At 71.3% G+C, this 24,983-nt stretch carries 18 protein-coding genes and 2 rRNA genes; 3 read left to right on the plus strand and 17 right to left on the minus strand.

The window, feature by feature from the left end; genetic code table 11:
- Positions 1-37 precede the first annotated feature (37 nt).
- Together C8046_RS04065 and C8046_RS04070 are read right to left on the minus strand one after the other, a co-directional pair.
- A complete protein-coding gene (locus C8046_RS04065) occupies positions 38-1,330 on the minus strand; it encodes a sugar ABC transporter substrate-binding protein (RefSeq protein WP_109228359.1) in 1,293 nt (430 codons plus the stop codon).
- A 99-nt stretch (positions 1,331-1,429) separates the two neighbouring features.
- Complete coding sequence (locus tag C8046_RS04070) at positions 1,430-2,458, minus strand: LacI family DNA-binding transcriptional regulator (protein ID WP_235866081.1); 1,029 nt, start codon at positions 2,456-2,458, stop codon at positions 1,430-1,432.
- 148 nt (positions 2,459-2,606) lie between these two features.
- Here C8046_RS04070 and C8046_RS04075 point away from each other — a divergent pair, with 148 nt between their 5' ends.
- Positions 2,607-4,784, plus strand: coding sequence for a glycoside hydrolase family 3 N-terminal domain-containing protein (locus C8046_RS04075; RefSeq protein ID WP_109228361.1), 2,178 nt, complete (start codon positions 2,607-2,609; stop codon positions 4,782-4,784).
- Positions 4,785-4,932: 148 nt separating this feature from the next.
- Here the strand turns inward: C8046_RS04075 and C8046_RS04080 are convergent, their stop codons facing one another.
- The 13 genes from C8046_RS04080 to C8046_RS04140 are packed head-to-tail and all read right to left on the minus strand — an operon-like array spanning position 4,933 to position 19,197.
- On the minus strand, positions 4,933-5,589 hold the full coding sequence (locus C8046_RS04080) for an NUDIX domain-containing protein (protein ID WP_109228362.1): 657 nt from the start codon (positions 5,587-5,589) through the stop codon (positions 4,933-4,935).
- Positions 5,586-7,289 carry a CTP synthase gene (locus tag C8046_RS04085; RefSeq protein ID WP_419183543.1) on the minus strand — a complete coding sequence of 568 codons (1,704 nt, stop codon included), beginning with the start codon at positions 7,287-7,289 and terminating at the stop codon, positions 5,586-5,588. The genes C8046_RS04080 and C8046_RS04085 overlap by 4 nt, the downstream gene beginning before the upstream one ends.
- An 11-nt stretch (positions 7,290-7,300) precedes the next feature.
- Positions 7,301-8,395, minus strand: coding sequence for a glycosyltransferase family 4 protein (locus tag C8046_RS04090; RefSeq protein ID WP_109228364.1), 1,095 nt, complete (start codon positions 8,393-8,395; stop codon positions 7,301-7,303).
- The gene (gene murJ, locus C8046_RS04095; protein WP_109228365.1) at positions 8,392-10,158 is read right to left on the minus strand and encodes a murein biosynthesis integral membrane protein MurJ; all 1,767 of its coding nucleotides are present in this window, start codon (positions 10,156-10,158) and stop codon (positions 8,392-8,394) included. The genes C8046_RS04090 and murJ overlap by 4 nt, the downstream gene beginning before the upstream one ends.
- Complete coding sequence (locus C8046_RS04100; RefSeq protein ID WP_109228366.1) at positions 10,145-11,002, minus strand: hypothetical protein; 858 nt, start codon at positions 11,000-11,002, stop codon at positions 10,145-10,147. Before C8046_RS04100 ends, murJ begins: the two co-directional genes overlap by 14 nt.
- Positions 10,999-12,117, minus strand: a complete 1,119-nt coding sequence (locus C8046_RS04105; protein ID WP_158277125.1) for a copper transporter — start codon at positions 12,115-12,117, stop codon at positions 10,999-11,001. Before C8046_RS04105 ends, C8046_RS04100 begins: the two co-directional genes overlap by 4 nt.
- Positions 12,118-12,121: 4 nt before the next feature.
- Positions 12,122-13,312, minus strand: coding sequence for a putative cytokinetic ring protein SteA (gene steA / locus C8046_RS04110; RefSeq protein WP_109228368.1), 1,191 nt, complete (start codon positions 13,310-13,312; stop codon positions 12,122-12,124).
- Between the two features lie 8 nt (positions 13,313-13,320).
- Entirely contained in the window at positions 13,321-15,048 is a 1,728-nt protein-coding gene (gene recN / locus C8046_RS04115) for a DNA repair protein RecN (RefSeq protein WP_109228369.1), read from the minus strand.
- Entirely contained in the window at positions 15,045-15,923 is an 879-nt protein-coding gene (locus tag C8046_RS04120) for an NAD kinase (RefSeq protein WP_419183544.1), read from the minus strand. The genes recN and C8046_RS04120 overlap by 4 nt, the downstream gene beginning before the upstream one ends.
- Entirely contained in the window at positions 15,917-16,768 is an 852-nt protein-coding gene (locus C8046_RS04125) for a TlyA family RNA methyltransferase (RefSeq protein ID WP_109228371.1), read from the minus strand. The genes C8046_RS04120 and C8046_RS04125 overlap by 7 nt, the downstream gene beginning before the upstream one ends.
- Positions 16,769-16,954, minus strand: coding sequence for a hypothetical protein (locus tag C8046_RS04130; RefSeq protein WP_109228372.1), 186 nt, complete (start codon positions 16,952-16,954; stop codon positions 16,769-16,771).
- Between the two features lie 48 nt (positions 16,955-17,002).
- The gene (locus C8046_RS04135; RefSeq protein WP_109228373.1) at positions 17,003-18,046 is read right to left on the minus strand and encodes an HAD-IIA family hydrolase; all 1,044 of its coding nucleotides are present in this window, start codon (positions 18,044-18,046) and stop codon (positions 17,003-17,005) included.
- Complete coding sequence (locus C8046_RS04140; protein WP_146197060.1) at positions 18,043-19,197, minus strand: hypothetical protein; 1,155 nt, start codon at positions 19,195-19,197, stop codon at positions 18,043-18,045. Before C8046_RS04140 ends, C8046_RS04135 begins: the two co-directional genes overlap by 4 nt.
- On the opposite strand from C8046_RS04140, the gene C8046_RS04145 reads away from it, so the two are divergent.
- Positions 19,126-20,952 (plus strand): hypothetical protein, encoded by a 1,827-nt coding sequence (locus tag C8046_RS04145; protein WP_109228375.1) that lies wholly within the window; start codon positions 19,126-19,128, stop codon positions 20,950-20,952. The genes C8046_RS04140 and C8046_RS04145 overlap by 72 nt on opposite strands.
- A gap of 251 nt (positions 20,953-21,203) precedes the next feature.
- On the opposite strand, the gene rrf is transcribed toward C8046_RS04145, so the two are convergent.
- Positions 21,204-21,321 (minus strand): 5S ribosomal RNA (gene rrf / locus C8046_RS04150).
- 119 nt (positions 21,322-21,440) lie between these two features.
- Positions 21,441-24,553: ribosomal RNA gene (locus C8046_RS04155) — 23S ribosomal RNA — on the minus strand.
- Positions 24,554-24,800: 247 nt separating this feature from the next.
- Between C8046_RS04155 and C8046_RS18010 the strand changes: the two genes are divergently transcribed.
- Positions 24,801-24,980, plus strand: a complete 180-nt coding sequence (locus C8046_RS18010; RefSeq protein ID WP_146197061.1) for a hypothetical protein — start codon at positions 24,801-24,803, stop codon at positions 24,978-24,980.
- Positions 24,981-24,983 lie beyond the last annotated feature (3 nt).

Below are 24,983 nucleotides of genomic sequence, written 5' to 3' on the forward strand. Positions count from 1 at the left end.
CGGGCCGGATCCGGAGGTGAGGGTCATGGTCGTGGCATCAGTTCCCGAGAACGGCCGTGCCGTTCTCCTGCGTCTGCGTGGCGATCTCCGCCGGCGCGAGGCCGGGCAGCTGCTGGATGAGCGTGTCGAGCTCCTTCATGACCGGGTCCATGCCGACGGCGGACACGGGGCCCTGGGCGTAGTCGGCACCGGCGAGCCAGGCCTGCTCGGTCTCCGGGACACCGGCGATGTAGTCCTCGCGGGCGGACTCGATCGAGGGCATCACGCCGAACCGGTTGGCCAGGTCGACCTGGATCTCCGGGGTGTACATGCTCTTGATGAAGTCGAGGGCGGCCTCCTTGTTCTCCGAGGCCTCCGCGATCGCCCAGCACTGCGTGAACGTCAGCGTGCCCTTGCCGGCCGGGCCCTCGGGGAGCTCGGCGACGCGCCAGTTGAGGTCCGGGTAGTCCGCGGTCGCGGCGCTCTTGAACCAGTTGCCCTCGATGGTCATCGCGGCCTTGCCGGTACCGATGGCCTCGCCGCCCCAGCCGGAGTCAACGGCCTTCGGGAACGCGGCGGCACCGGAGGCCAGGAGCTCCTGGACCTCGGTGAGGCCGGCGATCGCCTCGGGCGTGTCGATCGTCATCTCGGTCTGGTCCTCGTTCACGATCCAGCCGCCGGCCTGGACCATGAAGGCCCCGACGCGGTCGCGGGTGTCGCCGATGACGAGGCCGGTCACGCCGTCCGTGGTCAGCGTGGTGGCGACCGTCTGCAGCTCGTCCCACGTGGTGGGGATGTCATCGTCGGTGAGGCCCGCGGCCTCCCACAGGTCCGTGTTGATCACGAGTCCGAGGTTGGAGAAGTCCTTCGGGGCGCAGTAGAGCTGGCCGTCGTAGGTGAAGCTGTTGACGAGCGCCGGGTAGAAGTCGACGTCGCTCATCTCCTCGCCGTACGGGTACAGGTTGCCGGCGGCGGCGTAGGTCGGCAGCAGCGATGCGTCGACCCAGAACACGTCCGGCGGGTTGCCGGCCGCGAAGCCCTGCGAGAGCTGCTGGTTCATGTCGCTGGCCGGCTGCACGTCGGCCGAATTGCCGGACGTCTCGCCCCACGCGTCGGCGAGGTCCTGGATGGCGGCGAGGCTCTCGGTGTCGCCGGTCGCGACGAGGACGCTCAGCTCGGCGCCGCCCTCGGCGGAACCGCCGTCCGAGCTGGAGGACGACTCGTCGACGTCGCCGGCGCCCGACTCGTCCTCCGAGAAGCCCTGGCCGCCACCGCAGGCGGTCAGGACGAGGGAGAGCGCGGCGAGCGCGCCCAGCGTGAGGATCCGGGGGCGGTGGGTGCTCCTGGTCATGGTTCTTTCTCCTTGGTGGGGACCGGAAATCCGGTCGTGAGGCGTCATTGCGTCGTCGTGGTGGTTCGGTCCGTGATCCGGGGGGCGACCCGGACCACGTCAGGGCGCCGGGTCCGCGAGGGTGGTCCGGGGCACGAGCAGTGGCGGGAGCAGGACGCCCTCCGCGGGTAGGGGCCGACCGTCGAGCTGGGCGACGAGACCGGCGATGCAGGCCTCGGCCACCTGGTCCAGCGGTTGCAGGACGCTGGCGATGCCGAGCGCACGGGCGGCGGGCGTGTCGTCGAAGCCGACGACCGAGACGTCGGGGCCGGGTCGCAGGCCGCGACGGTTCAGGACGGCGGACGCGGCCACGGCGAGGGTGTCGGACGCGCAGACGATCGCCGTCGGCCGCTGCCGCAGGAGGTCCTCGACGACGTCGAGAGCCTCCTCGATGTCGTCCTCGGAGGTTACCTCGACGGCCTCGTCGGTGCGTCCGGCGGCCGCCATCGTCGTCAGCCAGCCGGCGCGCCGGTCGTGGCCGACGTCGGACCCGGCCGGCCAGCCGAGGTAGGCGATCCGGCGGTGACCGCGGCGCAGCAGCTCCGCCGTCGCTGCCGCGGTGCCGGCGGCGCCGTCGACGTCGACCCAGCTGGAGTCGGACGCGCCCGCGACGGCGAGATCGCCCCAGGGTCGGCCGAAGCTCATGAAGGCGAGCCCGTGGTCGCGGAGCCAGGCGCGGCGGGTGTCGCCCGTGTGCGTGGTGGCGAGCACGACGCCGTCCAGCGCCATCGTGGCCAGCAGCTGCTCGTACTCGGCGACCTCGTCGACGTCGGACCCCGCGGTGCACAGCAGCATCCGGTAGCCGGCGGCCTGCGCGGCCTCGGCGAGCGCGTGCAGGAAGCGGTCGCCGACGACGCCGTTCACGCCGTCGCGCACCGGTTCGATCCGCATCGCGAGGAGCTGGGAGCGTCCCGTGCGCATCTGCCGGGCGGCGACGCTCGGGCGGTAGCCCAGGACGTCGATGTGACCGAGAACCTTCGCCAGGGTGTCCGGCTTGACCCGCTCCGGGGCGTTCAGCGCGTTGGAGACGGTCTGGCGGGAGACGCCGGCAGCTGCCGCGACCGCGGCGATGGTGGGACGAACGGACACCATGACCTCCCCCGTTGGAGTTGCTGCTGGATGACTATTTGATCGTTCATAGGATCGATCAAGTAGGATCTTGGAGCACGTCGGCCCGGCTGTCAACCACCGGTTCGACGGCGACCTCCAGCCCCTCGACGACGAGAGAGCGTGACCCGTGGCCCTGCCCCACCCCCGCCCCTGGACCGACCCGACCCTCGCCGTCGAGGACCGCGTGAGCGCGCTCCTCGCCGAGATGACGCTCGCGGAGCTCGTCGGACAGCTGCACCAGCCCGCGAACGTGGACCACGACCGCGACGCCGAGCTGCTCGCCGCCGGCGGGATCGGCTCGACGCTGCACGCCTCCGGTGCGACCGCGGGCAACGTGCGCGACGACGGCGTCAGCCGCGACCGGGTCGACGACCTCCAGCGCGCGGCGATCGGTGCCTCACGGCTGGGGATCCCCCTCCTGATCGCGCGCGACGTCATCCACGGGCACCGCACGGTGTTCCCGATCCCGCTCGGGCTGGCCGCCTCCTTCGACGAGGAGCTGGCGTTCGCCGTCGCCGAGCGCGCGGCGCTCGAGGCGGCGGCCGACGGCATCACCTGGACGTTCGCCCCGATGGTCGACCTGGTCGAGGACGCCCGCTGGGGCCGGGTCGCCGAGTCCATCGGCGAGGCCCCGCTGCTGACGTCGCGACTCGGGGCCGCGATGGTGCGCGGCTTCCAGGCCTCCAGACGGCTCACGGCGTGCGCCAAGCACTACGTCGGCTACGGGCTCTCGCGTGGTGGGCGCGACTACGCCACCGCCGACGTCGGCGAGACCACCCTGCGCAACCAGCACCTGCGGCCGTTCCGGGCGGCGGTCGAGGCCGGTGTGGGCACCGTGATGGCGGCGTTCTGCGACGTCGACGGCATCCCGATGCACAGCCACCGCCACCTGCTGCGCGCCGTCCTCAAGGACGAGTGGGGCTTCGACGGCGTCGTGGTGGCCGACTGGAACGGCATCGGCGAGCTGGTCGAGCACGGCGTGGCCGCCGACCTGCGCGACGCGGCGCGGCAGGCGATCGAGGCCGGCGTCGACGTCGACATGGTCTCGGGCGCGTACAGCGCCCACCTGGCGGAGCTGGTCGAGGAGGGGGTCGTCGAGCGCGCGCTGGTCGAGGACGCGGCCCGTCGCGTTCTCCGTCTCAAGATCCGCCTGGGGCTGCTCGATCCCGGTTGCGCCGCGCTGCCCGGTGGCGGCGACCTCGCCGGCAGCCGCGGGCTCGGTCTGGACCGGGAGCTCGCCCGACGCGCCGCGACCGGCGCAATCGTCGTGCTGAAGGACGACGGCGTGCTGCCCGTCCGGCCCTCGGCCGACGACCTGCCCGTGCTCCTCACCGGCGCGTTCGCCACCGAGCGGGCGGCCCTGATGGGCACCTGGGTGCTCGACGGCCATGCGGACGACGTCGTCGCCGTCGCCCCCGCGGTGCGCACCGCGCTGGCCGCGACGGTGGGCTCCGCCGTCGCGGACCGCCTCGTCGTCGACCCGGGCGGCTTCCCCGACCGCAGCCTCCGGCGCGCCCGCGAGGCCGGCACGACGATCGCGCTGGTCGGCGAGCACTCCTGGCGCTCGGGCGAGGACAGCGCGGTGAGCGACATCGGTCTGCCGCCGGGCCAGCTCGAGCAGCTGCGGGCGCTGGCGGGGGTCGCGGAGCGGCTGGTCGTCGTCGTGCTCGCCGGTCGCCCGCTGGCGCTGGGCGAGGTGCTGGCGCTGGCCGACGCCGTCGTGCTGGCCTGGCACCCCGGGACCGAGGCCGGGACCGCGATCGCCGACGTGCTCGTGGGCGGCGTGGCCGCCGGCGGGCGGCTGCCGATGTCGCTGCCCCGGTCGAGCGGCCACCTGCCGCTCTCGCACGCCGAGCGTCCGTCGGGTCGACCGCTTCCGGACGGACCGCGCGGTGGCCGCTACATCGACTCCCCCGCCGCGCCCGTGCTGCCGTTCGGTGCCGGGACCTCGAGGCTCACGTACGGACCGCTGCGGACGACGACGGCGGGGGTCCCGGTCGACGGTGGCACCGTCGAGGTGTCGCTGACGGTGACGAACGACGGCGCCGACGACGTCCGTGAGCCGGTGCTGCTGATGATGCGCGACGAGGTGGCCGAGGTGACGCGGCCGCTGCGCGAGCTGGTCGACGTCGCGATCGTCGAGGTCGCTGCGGGGGCGAGTGCCGAGGTGAGGTTCGCGCTGCCGACGACCGCGTTCGGCTACCACGGCCGCGATCACACGTTCCGGGTCGACCCGGGCCGGGTCGTGCTGACGGCGGGCTGGGGCCGCCCCGAGGCCTCCTCGGTGCCGATCACCCTCACCTAGAACCCCGGCGAGGGGTTTCCGCACCACCCACGAGGGGCTTGAGCACTACTGGCGAGGGGGTTACGCACCACCCACGAGGGGCTTACGCACAAACGTCGACCGCCGGTGGTGCACAAACCCCTCGCCGGTGGTGGCGCGACGGCGGACCTCAGGCCGGGCGGACGCCCGGGCGCAGCAGGAACGGGGCGTCGACGGCGCGCAGCCCGACGAAGTCCTCCCGCGCGGCGCGGTCCGCCGCGAGCAGCCCGACGACGGCGCTCGGGTTGTGCACGCGGCCGGCCAGCACGGCCTCGACCGCCTCCGCGAGCGGGATCCAGACGAGCTCGATCTCCGCCTCCTCGCCCTCGCGGACGAAGTCGCCCGCCGGTGCGGCCTCGAGGTCGCGCGCCAGGAACACGCGCAGCGACTCGTCGCCCATCCCGGGCGACGTGGCGTAGTCGACGAGCACGTCCCACCGTCGCGCGGCCAGGTCGATCTCCTCGGCCAGCTCGCGCTGGGCCGCGGCCAGGAGCGTCTCCTCCGGGCCGCCGTCGAGCAGCCCGGCCGGGACCTCCCACAGGAACGCCCCCACCGGCACGCGGTACTGGCGGATCAGCGCGACGCGGCCGTCGTCGTCGAGCGCCACGACGGCGACGGCGCCCGGATGCGTCACGAGGTCCCTCACCACGGTGCCGGCCTCACCGAGATCCACCTCGCGGCGCTCGACGTCGAAGATCCGCCCGTCGAACACGCGCTCCGACGTCACCACGGTGCGAGCGAGGAGCTCGTCACCCCAGGAGGCGTCCGTCCCGACGGTCCCGGTCATCGCGCGGGCTCGACCTCGAGCAGGCGCGTGCCGCGCTGGCGCTCGACCGCGGCGTCGATCAGCCCGTCGAACAGGGCGTGGGCCCGGGTCGGACGCGACTTGAACTCCGGGTGGGCCTGGGTGGAGATGTAGTACGGGTGCGTCTCTCGCGGCAGCTCCACGAACTCCACCAGCGAACCGTCGGGCGACGTGCCGCTGATCCGCAGCCCCGCCTCCTCCAGACGGTCGCGGTAGGCGTTGTTGACCTCGTAGCGGTGACGGTGGCGCTCGGTGACCCGCTCGCTGCCGTAGGTGGCCGCGGCGACCGACCCGTGCGTCAGGACGGCCTCGTAGGAGCCCAGGCGCATGGTCCCGCCGAGGTCGCCCTCGCCGCCGACGATCGCGAGCTGCTCGGCCATCGTCGCCACGACGGGGTCCGGCGAGGAGGGGTCGAACTCCGAGGACGAGGCCTCGGACAGGCCCAGCTCCGTGCGGGCGTACTCGATCACCATGCACTGCAGGCCGAGGCAGATGCCGAGCGTCGGCACCAGGTTGCGGCGCGCGTAGGTGAGGGCGCCGAGCTTGCCCTCGATGCCGCGGACCCCGAAGCCACCGGGGACCAGGATCGCGTCGACGCCGTCGAGCGCCTTGCGGGCGCCCTCGGGCGTCTCGCACAGGTCGGACTCCACCCAGCGGATGTTCACCCGGGTGTCGTTGGCGAAGCCGCCGGCGCGGAGCGCCTCCGTGACCGACAGGTAGGCGTCGGGCAGCCCGACGTACTTGCCGACGAGCGCGACCTCGACCTCGTGCTTGGGGTGGTGGACGGCGTCGAGCACCGTCCCCCAGGTGGTCCAGTCCACGTCCCGGAACGGCAGTCCCAGCCGACGGACGACGTAGGCGTCCAAGCCCTCGGTGTGGATGACCTTGGGGATGTCGTAGATGCTTGGGGCGTCGGCGCAGTTGACGACGGCCTCGTCGTCGACGTCGCACATCGCGGCGATCTTCGTCTTGATGCTCTCTGGCAGCTGGCGGTCGGAGCGGCACACGATCGCGTCGGGCTGGATGCCGATGCTGCGCAGCGCGGCCACGGAGTGCTGCGTCGGCTTGGTCTTGAGCTCCTTGCTCGGACCGATGTACGGGACGAGCGAGACGTGGAGGAAAAACACGTTGGCGCGGCCGACGTCCTGGCGGACCTGGCGCGCAGCCTCGAGGAACGGCTGGCTCTCGATGTCGCCGACCGTGCCGCCGATCTCCGTGATGATGACGTCGGGCGCGTCGTCGTCGTGCGCCCGGGCGCGCATGCGCGCCTTGATCTCGTCGGTGATGTGCGGGATGACCTGGACCGTGTCGCCGAGGTACTCGCCGCGCCGCTCCTTGGCGATCACCGTGGAGTAGACCTGGCCGGTCGTGACGTTGGAGCCCTGGTCGAGCTCGACGTCGAGGAAGCGCTCGTAGTGACCGATGTCGAGGTCCGTCTCGGCGCCGTCCTCGGTGACGAAGACCTCACCGTGCTGGAACGGGTTCATCGTTCCGGGATCGACGTTGAGGTAGGGATCGAGCTTCTGCATCGTGACGCGCATGCCGCGCGCCCGGAGGAGCTGGCCGAGGCTCGACGCCGTCAGGCCCTTCCCGAGAGAGGAGACCACCCCTCCTGTCACGAAGACGTGCTTCGTCACGTTCGAAGGGTTCGAGGACTGGTTCCGCCTGGAGTGTTCCACCACGGAACTCCACCCTACCGTCGCGCGGACACCACCGCGTCATAGCGACGCCGCCACGCCGTCACGACGTCGGCCGACGTCGGCAGCTCGGCGAACCGGTCGCGGGCCGCCCGGCCGAGCTCGGCCCGCCGGTCGGGGTGCGCGGCGAGGTGGGTGACGGCGGCGGCGACGGCGGCCGCGTCCCCCACCGGGACGAGCGAGCCGCAGCCCGTGACGAGCTCGGGCAGGCCACCGACGTCGGTCGCGACGACGGGCAGGCCGGCCGCCAGCGCCTCCTGGACCACGAGGGCGCGGGCCTCCCAGCGGCTGGGGACCACGAGCAGGTCGCTCGCCGCCATCCAGAACGGGACGTCGTCCCTGGCGCCCACCAGGTGCAGCGGGAGCCCAGCCGCGGCGGTCTCGAGCTCCGCGCGCAGACCCTCCTCGCCGTCGCCGACGACGAACCAGCGCACGGCCACCCCGCCGTCGGCCGCCACGGTCCGGGCGGCCTCGACGAGCACGCCGAGATCCTTCTGCGGGGCGATCCGCGAGACGGTCAGCGCCCAGACCTCGTCGGGGTCGTCCACGATCCCGACGGCGGCGGCCACGGCGGCTCGGGCCTGCCCGCGCGTCCCCGCGTACGACCCGGCCGCGGGCGCCGCGACGGGCGCGAGGTCGGCCTCCCGCGCGCCGAGGTGGGCGGCCCGGTCGACGAGGTCCTGCGAGGCGCCGGTGACCAGGGCCGCGCGTCGGGCCTGCCAGGCCTCCGCGACCGCGCCGGGTCCCCGTCGCGCGAGGACCGCGTTGTGCCAGGAGATCACCACGGGCACCCCCGTACCGGTCGCCGCCAGGAGCGCCGTGATCCCGGCCTGGTGCCCGTGCGCGTGCACGACGTCGCTGCCCGCCACCAGCCGGCGCAGCCGCCCCAGCCCCCGCAGGTAGGCCGACGGTGAGGTCCGGGCCGGCCAGGCGAGCGTGTCGACGTCGCCCAGCTCGAAGCGCTCCGCGGTGGCGGCGGGGGCGACGACGCGCACCGTCTCCCCCGCGTCCCGCAACCCGGCGGCGAGGTCGGCGACGTGCACGCCGATCCCGCCGGCGGCGTGGCCGACGACCTGCACGATCCTGGTCACATCTGCTCCTCGGCCCGGTGGGGCTGGTCGGTCTGGTCGGTCTGAACGGGCTGGTCGGGCGTCACGTCCTCGTCGTCACCGGCGGCGCCCGCCGCGGGTCGTCGGGCGTGCCGCAGCCGGACGAGCGCCTCGCGGTCCCCGACCGCGATGACGGCGAGGGTGAGCACGACGGCGAGCAGCCCGCCGGCGGCCCCCAGCAGCAGCGCCGTCGCCACCGCGTCGTCCGGGCCGAGACCGACGACCCAGCGACCCGCGGCCGCCCCGAGCCCGGCCCCGACGACGGCCACGGCGGCGGTGCGGGCGACGCCCGCGATCCCGGCACCCCCCAGCGCCCGCCGGACCCCGAGGAGCAGGGCGAGGCCGCCGACGAGGGTTCCGAGGCTGGACGCCCCGCCGAGGACGGCGAGCGTGCGGGTGGAGTCGGACGTCCCGCCGACGAGGACGACGGCGCCCACGACGGCGGAGACGGCGACCGCGAACCAGCCGAGGCTGATCGCGGCGACGGCGGTGCGGTTGTTCTCCATCGCGTACAGCACTCGGGAGAGGTGGAACACGAGGGCGAGCCCGACGACGCTCGCGGCTCCCCAGGCGACCCCGCCGCCGAGCCCCGCGACCCCGGCCGTGCCGCGCGCGTACTCCGCGAAGACCTGCTCCACCCGCGGAGCGGCGGCCACGAGCGCCGCGGCGCCGGCCGCCGCGACCACGACGATGACCCGCGTCGACAGCGCGCTCTCGCGCGCGAGCGCGTCGCGCCGGCCCGCCGCCGCGTGGTCGGCGAGCCGGGGGAACATCGCCGTCGCGACGGGTACGGCCAGGACCGCGTACGGCAGCAGGATGACGGCCTGCGCGTACTGGTGCAGGTTGAGGGTGCCGTCGGCCGTGCCGAAGGTGTTGGCCACCTTGACCGCCACGACGACGCTCAGCTGCTGCGCCACCAGGCCGCCGGCCCCGGCGAGCGCGAGCGAGCGCGCCCGACCCGCGACCCCGTCGGGGAAGGCGAAGGTCGGCCGCAGCCGGATCCCGAGCCGCGCCACCGGCACGAGCAGCGGCAGGCTGAGGACGACGACGCCCGCCGTCGTGCCCCAGCCGAGCGCGGCGACCGCGGTCGAGGTGAGGTCGGCCGGGCTCGGGTCGTCCGGGCTGAGGACGCCGACGACGTAGTACGAACTCATCACCACGAGACTCGACAGGAGCGGGGCAACGGCCGGCCAGACGAACCGGCGGTGCGCCTGCAGCACGCCGGACAGCACGACGCCGACGCCGTACAGCGGGATCTGGACGGCGAAGATCCGTAGCAGCGTGGTGGCGAGCGCGAGCTGGTCGGCGCCGGCGTCGGGCGAGCCGAGCGCGGCGACGGCGAGCGGGGCCGCGAGGTAGGTGACGGCGCCGACGGGGACGAGCACCGCCGTCGCCCAGGTGAGCATCGCGGACGCGGTGCGATCGACGTCGTGGCGCAGGTGCCGCGCGATCGGACCGGCGAGCAGCGGGACGACGGCTCCGGCCAGCGCTCCCCCGGCGGCGACCTCGAACAGCACGTTCGGCACCGTGTTCGCGGTGGAGTAGGCGGTCCCGACCTCGTTGGGTCCGACCCAGGCGTTCAGCGCGAACCAGCGCGCGAAGCCGACGAGCCGCGCCGCCAGCGTGAGGACGGTGAGCACGGCCGCGGCGCCGGCGACACCGGCGGTCAGCCGCGCCAGCCGGCCGCGACGGGCGACCGCGGCCGAGACCGGGTCGTGGCCGACGGGCGGCTCAGCTCCGGGCATCGTCGGGAGCCAGGCGCCCGAGCTGGTCGACCCAGGCGAGCGGCGCGGTCGAGTCGATCACGCGCGAGAAGCTGATGCGCTCGCTGGCCACCGTGGCGGCCACGACGACGGCGAGCGCGGACGCCCGCACGGCCGGGTGAGTCCGCGCGGCCAGGGCCACCCCGAGGGCGGCTCCCAGCGCGTTGGCGCCCGTGTCCCCGAGCATCGTGGTCTCGGCCAGGTCGGTGGGCGCGGCGGCGACCGCGGCCCCGACGGCGGCCGCGGCCACCCCGGCCCCAGCCCCGCCCGCGAGCGCGAGCGGCGCCCCGATCAGCGCGGTCGCCTTGAGCGCCCGCCCGGGCCGGAGGTCGAGCAGGTTGAGCAGGTTGGCGGTGCCGGCCACGAGGGCACCGCTGGTGACGGCGTCCAGGGCGGTCATCCCGAGCCGGCGCGAGCCGTCGGCGTCGCGTCGGCGACCGTCGGCGAGCACGGCGCCCGCCACGAGGCTCGCGGCCGTGATGCCGAGCAGCTTGACGGCCCCCGTCGTGACGGTGCCGTGCGCCAGCGCCGTGAGGTGGCCGCGCAGCCCCTTGGTCGAGCGATCCTCGGGACGCTCGGTCAGGTCGTCCAGCGCCCCCAGACCGCCCGCGGCCGCGGCGGCCACGACCCCGGCGACGGCGGGGCGACCGCCTGCCGAGGCCGTGCCGGCCAGCGTGCCGAGCGAGGTCGCGATGCCGCCGGAGAGGCTGACGGTCCGACCGCGGAAGTTCGTCCGACGCCAGGACTCGCGCTCGCTGCGTCGCGCCTGGACGCTCGCGGCGACCGTCCACGCGGCCGCGTGGATCGCGGGGAGGAGACGGCTCACGCGCCGTCACCGCCGTCGGTCGCCGACGGGTCGTCGGTCCCGATGGGGTCGTCCGTCCCGGTGGGGTCGTCCGTCCCGGTGGGGTCGTCCGTGGCCGTGGGGTCGTCGGGGCTCCCCGGGGCGTCGGTGCCGGTCGGGTCCGGCGCCGGCTCGAGCGCGGGGGGCCCGGTGAGCTCCTGGGTGGCGGGGAGCGGGTCCTGGGCCCCGATCCCCGAACCGTAGGGCGTGGGCTCCTCCTCGGCGGCGACGGCGGCGAGCGCGAGCGGCACGGTCACCTGGCCGGGGACGGTGCCCAGCCCGTCGACCGTGGTGACGGTCCGCTCGCCCCGCACACGCACCAGGAGATCGGTGTCGATGGCGGCGTAGCCGGCGACGACGGTGGGTGCCGCCTCGGCCGTGGCGGCGAGCGTGAGCGCCCACGTGACGTTGGTGGGCTCGAGCTCGGGATCGACCGTCGCGTCGGGCTCGAGCGGCACCTGCGGCGTCGTGAGCACGAGGACGAGGTCGGCGGGGGCCGCCTCGCCCTGGACGCTGACGAGCGCGTCGCCGCCGTCGGTGAGGGCCTCGAGCACGGAGGTGGCCCGCGACGAGGGGACCCGGGGGCTGCTCGCGTCGGCGTCGGTGAGGGCGACGGCGAGCGCCGTGCCGAGCACGACGTCGTCCGTCTCGGACGAGCTGATCCCGGAGAGGTCGCTGCGGGCGGTGTCCGCGACGTCGCCCCGCGCGGACTCCGCGCCGGGCGCGGCCCAGTCCGCGGAGAGCTCGACGCGCGCGGTGATCTCGCCGCCCGCCTGCTCGATCCGCTGGGTGACCGCGGCAGCGACGTCGTCCGTCACGCCGGGGAGCGTGGCGACGGCGACCCGGTAGCCCGGGAGGACGTCGTCGAGCAGGGCGGGGGCCGAGGCCTCGATGAAGGCGGTGTCGATCTCGATGGCGCGACGGTTCTCGTCGACCTCGACGCGCAGCGCCTCCTTCTCCTCGCGGAGCACCTCGACCTGACCGGTGAGCTGGTCGGAGATCGTGTCGCGCAGTGGACCCGCGCCGAGCACGATGCCCACGGCGAGCGCGAGGAAGACGGAGATGAGGGAGACCAGGTGGTAGCGGAAGTCGATCACGTCGTCATCCTCCAAAGAATCGTCGGACGGAGGTGGCGATGTCGTCCCACCGGGCCAGGAGCAGCTCGACGGCGGCCTGACCGGCCGGCGTGACGGCGAGCGCCACGACGAGCGCGGCGAGGCCGGCGAGCAGGAGCAGCACCAGCTGCCAGGTCGAGATGGACGAGCGGTACAGGCGCGAGACGCCCTTGGCGTCGACGAGCTTGCTGCCCACGCGCAGGCGCGTGAGGAAGGTGCTGGCCATGCCGGAGCGGCCCTTGTCCAGGAACTCCACCAGCGTGGCGTGGGTGCCGACGGCGACGATCAGGGTCGCGCCCATGTCGTCGGCCAGCAGCATCGCGACGTCCTCGCTCGTGCCGGTCGCGGGGAAGACGATGTGCTTGGCGCCGAGCTCGGCGACGCGCGCGGCACCGGGGGCGCGGCCGTCGCGGTAGGCGTGGACGACCACCTCGGCGCCGGACGTCAGCGCGCTGTCGGAGACCGAGTCCATGTCACCCACGATGAGGTCGGGCTTCCAGCCGGCCTCGATGATGGCGTCGGCCCCGCCGTCGACCCCGATCAGCACGGGACGGCTCTCGCGGATGAAGGACCGCAGCATCGCGAGGTCCTCCTTGTAGTGGTACCCGCGGACCACGATGAGGACGGCGCGGCCCTCGATCTTCGTGTCGACACGGGGCACCCCGATGCCGTCGAGGAGCAGGTCGCGCTCCTTCAGCATGTACTCCATGGTGTTCTCGGCGAAGGCCTCGAGCTGGTCGGACAGGCCCTCGCGCGCGGCGGCCTGGTCGGCCTCGACGGTCTCGGCCGTCTGCCGCACGCCCGTCGCGATCTCCTTGCCCGCGACCAGGACGGTCGCGTCCCTGACCTCGAGCCGCGCGCCGTCCTTCAGCGCCATGAGGTTCTCGCCCAGCCCGTCGACGAGCAGGATGCCGGCGTCGAGCAGGATCTGCGGACCGACGTTGGGGTAGCGCCCGGAGGTCGACTCCGCGGCGTTGAGCACCGCCGACGGCGAGCACGCGACGAGGGCCTCGGCCGAGACCCTGTCGATGTCCATGTGGTCGATCACGGCGATGTCGCCTGACCGCAGCCGCTTCGTCAGCGTCTTCGTGCGGTGGTCGACGCGCGCCGGCCCGACGAGGGTCCCGTCGGGTTCGATGCGGGGCGCGGCGGTGCGGCGCGGCAGGCGAAGTCTCATATCGCCGCCTATCGTCCCACGCCCGACCTCTCCAGGAGGTCTGCCGCGTGCTCGAGCGCCGTGGCGGTCGTCTCACCCGAGAGCATCCTGGCGAGCTCGGCCGTCCGCTCGGCGCCGCTGACCGCGCGCACGCTCGTGACGGTGCCGTCCTCGGCCTCGGTGTCCTTCTCCACGACGATGTGGTGGTCGGCGTAGGCCGCCACCTGGGCCAGGTGGGTGACGACGACGACCTGCGCCGTACGCGAGAGCTCGGCGAGCCGCTGGCCCACCTGGCTCGCGGTGCGGCCGCCGATCCCGGCGTCGACCTCGTCGAAGACGAACGTCGTGGGCGTCGCCTCGCCGGCGTCGGCCAGCGCGACCTCGAGCGCGAGCATGACGCGGGAGATCTCGCCGCCGGACGCGCCCTGGCCCAGCGGTCGCGACGGCGCCCCCGGGTGCGGCACGAGCATGATCGCCACGTCGTCGGCGCCGGAGGCACCGAGCGAGGTCGGCTCGACGGCGACCTCGACCTGCGCGCTCGCCATCGCGAGGCCGGCGAGCTCGCTCGTGACGACGGCCGCGAGGCGGTCGCCCGCGGCGCGACGGGCTGCGGTGATCTCGGCCGCGACGGCGGTGCACTCCCGGGTCAGGTCCCTCACCTGCTGCTGCAGCGACTCGAGGTCCTGGCCCGGCCCCGTCAGCTCCTCGAGGCGGGCTCGGGCGTGCGTGGCCCACAGGATGACGGCGTCGGTGCTGCCCGCGGGCGGGTCCTCGGGGCCGCGATCGGCCCACGGGACGCCGTAGGTGCGGCCGAGGGTGCCCAGCACAGCGCGGCGCGCGTGCACGACGTCGAGGCGTCGAGGATCCACCTCGAGTCCGGCGACGTAGGTGCCGAGCTCCGTGCCCAGCTCGCCGACGGCGTGCGCCGAGGCGGTGATCTGCTCGGCCAGCGTGCCCAGCTCGGGGTCGTGCTCGGAGGCGCGGGCGAGCCCGCGGGCCGCCGTCTCGAGCAGGTTGACCGCACCGAGGTCGTCGGCACTCCGGCCCGACATCGCCTCCATCGCCTCGGCGGCGGCCGACCGCAGCACCTCGACGTTGTCGAGCCGGTCGACCTCCTCGCGCAGCGCGAGGTCCTCGCCCGGCTGCGGCTCGGCGTCGTCGATCTCCGCCAGCGCCGTCGTGAGCGAGGAGATCTCCAGCGCGCGCGTGCGGCCCTGGGCCGTGAACTCGGCGAGGGCTCCCTCGGCGTGACGCAGCTCCGCGTGCCGAGCCCGCATGGTCGCGAGGACGGCGGGGTGGTCGGGGCCGGCGAAGGCGTCGACGACGTCGCGCTGGGTGCTGCGCGAGCGGAGGTGGAACTGGTCCGCCTGACCGTGCACGGTGACGAGCTGCTCGCCGATCTGGCTGAGGACGCCCTGCGGCACGCTCGTCCCGCCGACGTGGGCGCGCGAGCGGCCCTGCGCGACGACGGTGCGCGCCAGGATGAGCGCGTCGTCGTCGAGCTCGGCCCCGGCGTCCGCCGCGCGCTCGAGCGCGGCGGCGGGCGCCCCGGTGAAGCGGCCCTCGACGACGGCGCGCTCGGCCCCGGCGCGCACACGGGAGGGGTCGGCCTTGCCGCCGAGGAGCAGGTCCAGCGCGCTCAGCAGCATCGTCTTGCCCGCGCCGGTCTCGCCCGTGATCGCCGTGAAGCCGGCGGACGGTTCCAGCCTGGCCTCGACGATGACGCCGAGGTCGCGGATGTGCAGCTCCTCGATCACTGCTGGCGCCCCCCTCGCCAGCCGGCGACCGGAAGGTCGAACTTGCGCACCAGACGCTCCGAGAACGGGCCGGGGCGAAGTCGTGCGAGGTTGACCGGCTCCGCGCCGCGTCGCGCCTCGACCCTGCTGCCCGGGGGCAGCGTGAGCGTGCGGCGCCCGTCGCACCACATGGTGGCGGTGGTGTCGGTGCGCGTCAGGAGCTCGACCTCGAGCACGCTGGAGGGCCCGACGACGAGCGGCCGGGCGAACAGCGCGTGGGCGCTGAGCGGGACGAGCAGGAGGGCCTCGACGTCGGGCCACACGACGGGGCCGCCGGCCGAGAACGCGTAGGCGGTCGATCCCGTCGGCGTGGCGAGCACCACGCCGTCGCACCCGAACGTCTCCAGCGCGCGACCGTCGACGCCGATCGCGAGCTCGATCATCCGCTCGGGACGGTTCTTCTCGACCGTGGCCTCGTTCATCGCCCACGCCTGGTGGACCATGCCGTCGGGCGTGATCGCGGTGACGTCGATCGTCATGCGGCGCTCGACGGCGTAGTCGCGGCGCGCGATCTGGTCGACGAGGTCGTTGATCTCGGCGACGTCGAACTCCGCCAGGAAGCCGACGTGGCCGAGGTTGATGCCGACGACGGGCACGTCGGTGCCGCGGACGAGCTCGACCGCGCGCAGGATCGTGCCGTCGCCGCCGAGGACGACGACGACCTCGACCGTGCTCAGACGCGCGCGCTCCTCGGGGAGGACCGGCGCCGGGACGGCGACGTCCTCGGCGGCCCTGACGGCGATGCCGTGCACGGCCAGTCGTTGCTCGAGCTCGGCGCGCGCGGCGAGCGCGCGGGCGTGCGTGTGCGAGACGACGAGAACTTCGCGATTCACCACGTCCCCCATTCTGCGGGGTGGAGGCCTCCGGAGACGGCACCCGACGCGAGTCGGCGGTGCTCCGTCTGGGAGACGTTCCTGGGGACAGCCGTCGCCCGCGCGGCGTCGCGGCGCAGCCACACGACGAACTCGCGGTTGCCGTGCGTGCCCTCGAGCGGGCTGGGGAGCACGGCCGCGGCCAGCATCCCGGCCTCGATCGCGCCGTCGAGCACGCCGGCGACGGCGTCGGCGTGCGCGCGCGGGTCCGTGACCACTCCCCCGGAACCGAGCCGTTCGCGGCCGACCTCGAACTGCGGCTTCACGAGGAGGACGGCATCGGCGTCGGGTGTCAGGCACGCGGTGAGCGGCGGGATCACGAGGCCGAGCGAGATGAACGACAGGTCGGCCACCAGCAACGAGGCGGGCTCCCCCACCACCGCGGGGTCGATCGAGCGGACGTTCGTGTGCTCGACGACCGTGACTCGCGGATCGGCGCGGATGCGCGGATCGAGCTGACCGCTGCCGACGTCGACGGCGACGACGTGGTCCGCCCCGCGGCGCAGGACCACGTCGGTGAACCCGCCCGTGGACGCGCCCGCGTCGAGCACCCGGGCTCCGGCCACGACCGGTCCCTCGAGCCCCCCCGCCGCCAGGGAGTCGAGCGCCCCGGCGAGCTTGTGGGCCGCCCGGGAGACGTAACCCTCCCCCGCGTCGACCACCAGCACGGAGGTCGACGGCACAGGGGTCGAGGGCCGCGCGAGCTCGACGCCGTCGAGCGTGACCGACCCCTGCGCGATCAGGCGCTGCGCCTGGGTACGGGAGGTGGCCAGGCCGCGGGCGACGAGCTCGACGTCGGCGCGCACCACCTAGGACCCCGTGTCGTCGAGCCTGTCCGCGAGGGTGCGGTGCAGGTCCTCGAACAGCGTGACGTGCTCGCGGATGGTCATGGCCGCGAGCTGCTCGGCGTCGGGGAGCTCCGGGAGCGGCTCGACGGCGGTGTGTCCCGCGGGCGGGGTCGGCCGCGGGACCGGGGGTCCTGGGGTGATCGCCATGCTCGTGTCCTCTCCCTCGGGTCCGGCGGTTGCCGGGCCGGTCCCGACTCAGCCCTCGACGACGTCCAGCGCGCGTCGCACGAGAACGGCGGGCGTTCCCGCGTCGGCGGCCGCCCAGGCGGCGCAGCACGCCGCCCGGAGCTCGTCGAGCGTGATCGTGGTCGCCTCGTCGATGGCGACGGGGACGCCGTCGCGCAGGAGAACGAGATCGGCGTCGACCACACGGGCGCCGGCGGTGCCGGAGCGCCAGACGTCGCCGTCGCGCACGACCTCGGGGTGGGTCTGGAGCAGACCGCGGAGGTCGATCGCGAGCAGGTCCGGGCGCTCGTGCGGGAGGGCCGTGAGCAGGTCGTAGCTCTGGCTCACGCCGGTGAGGACGTGGAGCCCCGGCATGCCGGCGGCGCGCGCGCCGGCGAGGTCGGTGTCGAGCCGGTCGCCGACGACGATCGGGGTCGTCGAGCCGACGAGCCCCGCCGCCTCGTGGAAGATGCCGGCCTCGGGCTTGCCCGACGACGTGGGGCGGACCCCGGTCGCGTTCACCACCGCGGCGACGAGTGAGCCGTTGCCGACCGCCATCCCCCGCTCGGTGGGCAGCGTCGCGTCGAGGTTGGTCGCGACGTAGCGCGCTCCCTGCCCGACGGCGTAGGCCGCCTCGGTCAGCTGGGCCCAGCCGACCTCGGGGCCGTACCCCTGCGCGACGGCGTCGGGGCGCTCGTCGGCGCTGGTGACGACGCGGAAGCCCTGTGCCTCCATCGCCTGGGCGAGTCCGGGACCGCCGACGCACAGCACGGTCGAACCGCGCGGCAGGTCGACGGCCAGCATCGCGGCCGCCGCGAGCGAGGACGTCATGACGTGGGCCGGATCCGTGGGGATGCCCAGACCGGTGAGCTGGTCGGCCACCACCTGGGGCGGTCGCCCGGCGTTGTTCGTCACGTACACGGGCTGCGAGCCGGCCGCCGCCGCAGCAGCGATGGCGTCGGCCGCGTGCTCGACCGCGAGGGCGCCGCGGTACACGACGCCGTCGAGGTCGAGCAGGACGGCGTCATGCGCCTCGACCAACGGGGTCGCGGATGCCTTCAGGTAGCTGCTCAAAAGAGTCGCTCCTCCTCGTCTTCCTCGTCCGCGTCGTCGGACTCGTCCGTCATGGCGTTCTCGGTGCTCGTCGTGGGCTCGGCCTCCGCCTCGACGACGGGCTCCGGCTCGACGACGGGCTCCGGCTCGACGACCGGCTCCGGCTCGACAACAGCCTCAACCTCAGGCTCCGCCTCAACGACCGGCTCCGGCTCGACAACAGCCTCAACCTCAGGCTCCGCCTCAACGACCGGCTCCGGCTCGACAACAGCCTCAACCTCAGGCTCCGCCTCAACGACCGGCTCCGGCTCGACAACAGCCTCAACCTCAGGCTCCGCCTCTACGACGGGCTCCGGCTCCGCCTCGACGACGGGCTCCGCCTCAACGGCATCCTCCGCCTCGATGGCCTCGACGACGTCGATCACGTCGTCGTCGTCGAAGGCGGCGCGCTCAACGGGAGTCGACGAGACCGGGTCCACCACGGAGTCCTCGTCATCGTCCTGCTCGTCGTCTCGGTCGTCCGCGTCCGAGGGCTCGTCGTCGTGGTACGTGACGTCAGGCTCCTCGTCGAGATCGAAGACGACGATCTCCTCATCCGGCTCAGGAGTCACGTCGCCGACCTTCGCCTCGAGCTCGGCCGCCTCGGACTCACGGCCCAGCGCCCGCAGGGCTGGGATGCGAGCCTCGTCGACGCGAGCCTTCAGCTCGACGTCGCCGGCGGGGATCGTCAGCTCCTCGAGGAGCAGGAGAGCAACCTCGGTCTCGCCCATGTCCAGGCGTGCGCCCGACTCGACGAGGGTGAGCTCGACTCGCTCGGCCGGCTCGACCTCGCCAGCCTCGCGAATCACGGCGATCGCACGCTCAGGGCGTCCGAGACCGCGCTCGGCATCAGCCTCGAGGGCGCGGTGAGCGTCGACACCGCTCAGACGACGAGCTGCTCGGATCTCACGCAGGGCGTCGGCGTAGCGGGCCGTGGCGTAGGAGGTCAGCGCCAGAGCCTCGCGAACGATGTCGATCCGCGCGGCGCGGCGGAGCGCCGCCAGCGCGTGCTCGTGGGCGAGCTCGGGCTCGACATCGACCAGCCGGCCGGCCATCACCAGGTGTCGACCGACGGTCTCGGCGTTCTCCTTCGTCAGACCACGAAGGCTGCGGCGTGTCTCGCGGTCGAGCATCGAGAACTCGATCTCGTCAGGCAGGTACGGGTCCTCGACCCGCTCAGCTCGTCGCTCCTGACCCGGGCGAAGCGTGCGCTCCCCCTGCGGGGCGAACGACCCTCGCCGATCGTCCCCGCGGTCGCGGTCGTCGCGGCCGCCACGCTCGTCGCGCTGGCCACGGCGGTCGCCGCCCGAGGAACGTCCGTCGCGACCCTGGTACCCGCCGGTGCGAGGCGCACCACCGCGGTCGTCGCGGTTGCCCTGGTAACCGCCGGTGCGGGGCCCGCGGTCGTCACGACCCTGGTAGCCACCGGTGCGAGGAGCTCCACCGCGGTCGTCACGGTTGCCCTGATAACCGCCGGTACGAGGCGCGCCACCGCGGTCGTCGCGGTTGCCCTGATAGCCACCGGTGCGAGGTCCGCGGTCGTCGCGGTTGCCCTGATAACCGCCGGTACGAGGAGCTCCACCGCGGTCGTCGCGGTTGCCCTGATAGCCACCGGTGCGAGGTCCGCGGTCGTCGCGGTTGCCCTGATAACCGCCGGTACGAGGAGCTCCACCGCGGTCGTCGCGGTTGCCCTGATAGCCACCGGTGCGAGGTCCGCGGTCGTCGCGGTTGCCCTGATAACCGCCGGTACGAGGAGCTCCACCGCGGTCGTCGCGGTTGCCCTGGTAACCGCCGGTACGAGGGGCGCCACCGCGGTCGTCGCGGTTGCCCTGGTAACCGCCGGTGCGGGGCCCACGGTCGTCACGACCCTGGTAACCGCCGGTGCGAGGAACTCCACCGCGGTCATCGCGGTTGCCCTGGTAACCGCCGGTGCGGGGCCCACGGTCGTCACGACCCTGGTAACCGCCGGTACGAGGAACTCCACCGCGGTCATCGCGGTTGCCCTGGTAACCGCCGGTGCGGGGCCCACGGTCGTCACGACCCTGGTAACCGCCGGTACGAGGAACTCCACCGCGGTCATCGCGGTTGCCCTGGTAACCGCCCGTGCGAGGGGCGCCACCGCGGTCGTCGCGGTTGCCCTGGTAGCCACCGGTGCGAGGTCCGCGGTCATCGCGGTTGCCCTGGTAACCGCCCGTGCGAGGGGCGCCACCGCGGTCGTCGCGGTTGCCCTGGTAGCCACCGGTGCGAGGTCCGCGGTCATCGCGGTTGCCCTGGTAGCCACCGGTGCGAGGTCCGCGGTCATCGCGGTTGCCCTGGTAGCCACCGGTGCGAGGTCCGCGGTCATCGCGGTTGCCCTGATAGCCACCGGTGCGAGGTCCGCGGTCATCGCGGTTGCCCTGATAGCCACCGGTACGAGGGGCGCCACCGCGGTCATCGCGGTTGCCCTGATAGCCACCGGTACGAGGGGCGCCACCGCGGTCATCGCGGTTGCCCTGATAGCCACCGGTACGAGGTCCACGGTCGTCACGACCCTGGTAGCCGCCCGAACGCGGAGAGCCACCACGATCGTCGCGGTTGTTACCGGTGCGGGGGTAGCCACCGCGAGGCGAAGAACCGCGATCCCCACCCTGGCGACGGTCGCTGCCGCCTCGGGAGTCGTCGCGCTTGCCTCGATCGGGACGAGAGTCCTCGGCCATGTGTTCTGCTCCTGTCTGCGGGGAACCCTTGCGGCTCAACCACGCGTGGTCGTACTCCCGCTGCACTACCAACAGGACCACCCAACGATAGTCGCCATCGGCCGTCCGTGCCGACCAGGTTTGGCCCAGCGACACGTGTCCCCTGGCACACCGGCCCTCGGCACGACTCTGCCCCCAGCCGGAAACCCGTGACCTGGCATGAACCGCAGATCCCAGCACGCACTAGCCAAACCCTCACCACCCCGGCGCGCCACGCCAGTGACGACGTCGACAGCTCGGCACCCACTGGCTGGAACCGGCGTCTCCCATCGGCGCCTGCTGAGTGTTGGGTTGTTGCCGGTGACACGCCGGTGGGGGCGGCAGGAAGTCAGCACTCACCAAGAGAGAAGTGCCCGGGAATGGCGAAAGGCCCCACCCTTGCGGGTGGGGCCTTTCGAATGGGTGTTCGGCGGTGTCCTACTCTCCCACCCCGTCTCCAGGGCAGTACCATCGGCGCTGAGGGGCTTAGCTTCCGGGTTCGGAATGGTGCCGGGCGTTTCCCGCCTCGCTATGGCCGCCGTAACTCTGTCGAACTGTCAAACACAACCCCACCCAACCCAGGCAGTACCCGGGTCGGGGGTGTGTTGGTGGTTCGGGAACCGCACAGTGGACGCGTCGCAACATATTTTGAGCTTGTTGGTGTGGTGAAGTGATCGGCTTATTAGTACCGGTCAGCTCCACGGGTCTTTAGTCCCCGCTTCCACTTCCGGCCTATCACCCAGTGGTCTACTGGGAGCCTCTCCACTCTCAAGGAGTGATGGAAACCTCATCTTGAAGCAGGCTTCCCGCTTAGATGCTTTCAGCGGTTATCCCTTCCCAACGTAGCTAACCAGCAGTGCTCCTGGCGGAACAACTGGCACACCAGAGGTTAGTCCGTCCCGGTCCTCTCGTACTAAGGACAGCCCTTCTCAAGTTTCCTGCGCGCGCAGCGGATAGGGACCGAACTGTCTCACGACGTTCTAAACCCAGCTCGCGTGCCGCTTTAATGGGCGAACAGCCCAACCCTTGGGACCGACTCCAGCCCCAGGATGCGACGAGCCGACATCGAGGTGCCAAACCATGCCGTCGATATGGACTCTTGGGCAAGATCAGCCTGTTATCCCCGGGGTACCTTTTATCCGATGAGCGACGGCGCTTCCACAAGCCACCGCCGGATCACTAGTCCCGACTTTCGTCCCTGTTCGACCTGTCAGTCTCACAGTCAAGCTCCCTTGTGCACTTACACTCGACACCTGATTGCCAACCAGGCTGAGGGAACCTTTGGGCGCCTCCGTTACATTTTGGGAGGCAACCGCCCCAGTTAAACTACCCACCAGGCACTGTCCCTGGTCCGGATCACGGACCGAAGTTAGATGTCCAAAACGACCAGAGTGGTATTTCAAGGACGACTCCACCCCTACTGGCGTAAAGGTTTCACAGTCTCCCACCTATCCTACACAAGCCGTTTCGAACACCAATACCAAGCTATAGTAAAGGTCCCGGGGTCTTTCCGTCCTGCTGCGCGTAACGAGCATCTTTACTCGTAGTGCAATTTCGCCGAGTTCGCGGTTGAGACAGCGGAGAAGTCGTTACGCCATTCGTGCAGGTCGGAACTTACCCGACAAGGAATTTCGCTACCTTAGGATGGTTATAGTTACCACCGCCGTTTACTGGGGCTTAAATTCTCAGCTTCGCCTTGCGGCTAACCGGTCCTCTTAACCTTCCAGCACCGGGCAGGCGTCAGTCCGTATACATCGTCTTGCGACTTCGCACGGACCTGTGTTTTTAGTAAACAGTCGCTTCTCCCTGGTCTCTGCGGCCCTTGCACGCTCACCACAGCAAGTGTGGATCACGCTCCGGGCCCCCCTTCTCCCGAAGTTACGGGGGCATTTTGCCGAGTTCCTTAACCACGATTGTCTCGATCGCCTTAGTATTCTCTACCTGACCACCTGAGTCGGTTTGGGGTACGGGCGGCTAGTACCTCGCGTCGAGGCTTTTCTTGGCACCATAGGATCACCATATTCCCGCGTTCGCGGTCACCATCACCTCTCGGACTGTATGCACAACGGATTTGCCTATCATGCGTCCTACGGGCTTGGAAGGAGTCAACCATCGCTCCAACTGGCTACCTTCATGCGTCACCCCTGTTAATACGCTTACCTACTACCGGTTCAGGTCCCACGCGCCCCTACCCGATGCAACCCGAAGGTCACGGTGGGAAGGATTGGGTGGTTAGTATCACCGGGCTCGGTATGGGCGGTACTTCGCCGGTACGGGAATATCAACCCGTTGTCCATCGACTACGCCTGTCGGCCTCGCCTTAGGTCCCGACTTACCCAGGGCGGATTAACCTGGCCCTGGAACCCTTGGTCATTCGGCGGACGGGTTTCTCACCCGTCTTTCGCTACTCATGCCTGCATTCTCACTCGTGTAGGCTCCACCACTGGATCACTCCGCAGCTTCACTGCCCACACGACGCTCCCCTACCCATCCACACGACTGAACCACGAAGGCTTGTCTACAGTGTGAATGCCACAGCTTCGGCGGTGTGCTTGAGCCCCGCTACATTGTCGGCGCGGAATCACTTGACCAGTGAGCTATTACGCACTCTTTCAAGGGTGGCTGCTTCTAAGCCAACCTCCTGGTTGTCTGGGCAACTCCACATCCTTTCCCACTTAGCACACGCTTGGGGGCCTTAGCTGGTGATCTGGGCTGTTTCCCTCTCGACTATGAAGCTTATCCCCCACAGTCTCACTGCTGCGCTCTGGCTTACCGGCATTCGGAGTTTGGCTGACGTCAGTAACCTGGTAGGGCCCATCGGCCATCCAGTAGCTCTACCTCCGGCAAGGAACACGCAACGCTGCACCTATATGCATTTCGGGGAGAACCAGCTATCACGAAGTTTGATTGGCCTTTCACCCCTACCCACAGGTCATCCCCCAGGTTTTCAACCCTGGTGGGTTCGGTCCTCCACACGGTCTTACCCGCGCTTCAACCTGCCCATGGGTAGATCACTTCGCTTCGGGTCTAGAGCACGCGACTGAATCGCCCTATTCGGACTCGCTTTCGCTACGGCTTCCCCACACGGGTTAACCTCGCCACGTACCACTAACTCGCAGGCTCATTCTTCAAAAGGCACGCCGTCACCCCAACTAGGGAGGCTCCGACGGATTGTAAGCAAACGGTTTCAGGTACTATTTCACTCCCCTCCCGGGGTACTTTTCACCTTTCCCTCACGGTACTTGTCCGCTATCGGTCATCAGGTAGTATTTAGGCTTAGCAAGTGGTCTTGCCAGATTCACACGGGATTTCACGGGCCCCGTGCTACTCGGGAACACTCACAGAAGACCATGCCATTTCGTCTACGGGGGTCGCACCCTGTATCCCCACCCGTTCAAGAGTGTTCGACTATGACACGCTTTTGTAACTCCTTCGCACTTGCGGCAGCAGTGCTAGTAAGGTCCCACAACCCCGCATGCGCAACCCCTGCCGGGTATCACACGCACACGGTTTAGCCTGATCCGCTTTCGCTCGCCACTACTCACGGAATATCTCTTCCTGCCGGTACTGAGATGTTTCACTTCCCGGCGTTCCCTCCACACACCCTATATATTCAGGTGCAGGTCACACGACATGACTCGTGCGGGGTTTCCCCATTCGGAAATCCTCGGATCACAGCTCGTTTGCCAACTCCCCGAGGCTTATCGCAGGCCACAACGTCCTTCTTCGGCTCCTGATGCCAAGGCATCCACCGTTTGCTCTTAAACACTTGACCACAAAAGATCAAAGATGCTCGCGTCCACTGTGCAGTTCTCAAACAACCAACCCCACCCACCACCACCACCCACCCCAACAGAGATGACCAGTGACAGCGAGGGCCAGAAACAACCACCCGACCGCGCCAGCGTCACCACCAGCACAACCCGTGTGTTGCCTCAGGACCCAACAGTGTGCCCCCCACCGCAGCCCCAGCCCCCCAGACCCCCCATTGAAGGAGCCGGCAGACCAGACACGATGAAAGAGTGAACCTGATGTTCCACCCAAGAGTCACAGGCAACCCCACCATCGAGATGATGATGTTCGACCTGCCACCCACACCCCACACCCCGAACAGCTCAACCCTCCACCCCCCACCACAGCAGGAAGCATCAACGAGCGAGCACGAACAAGCAGTGCAGAAGAAAGTGAGCAGCCAACGTTGACTC

The organism is Serinibacter arcticus (assembly GCF_003121705.1).
Classification (GTDB): domain Bacteria; phylum Actinomycetota; class Actinomycetes; order Actinomycetales; family Beutenbergiaceae; genus Litorihabitans.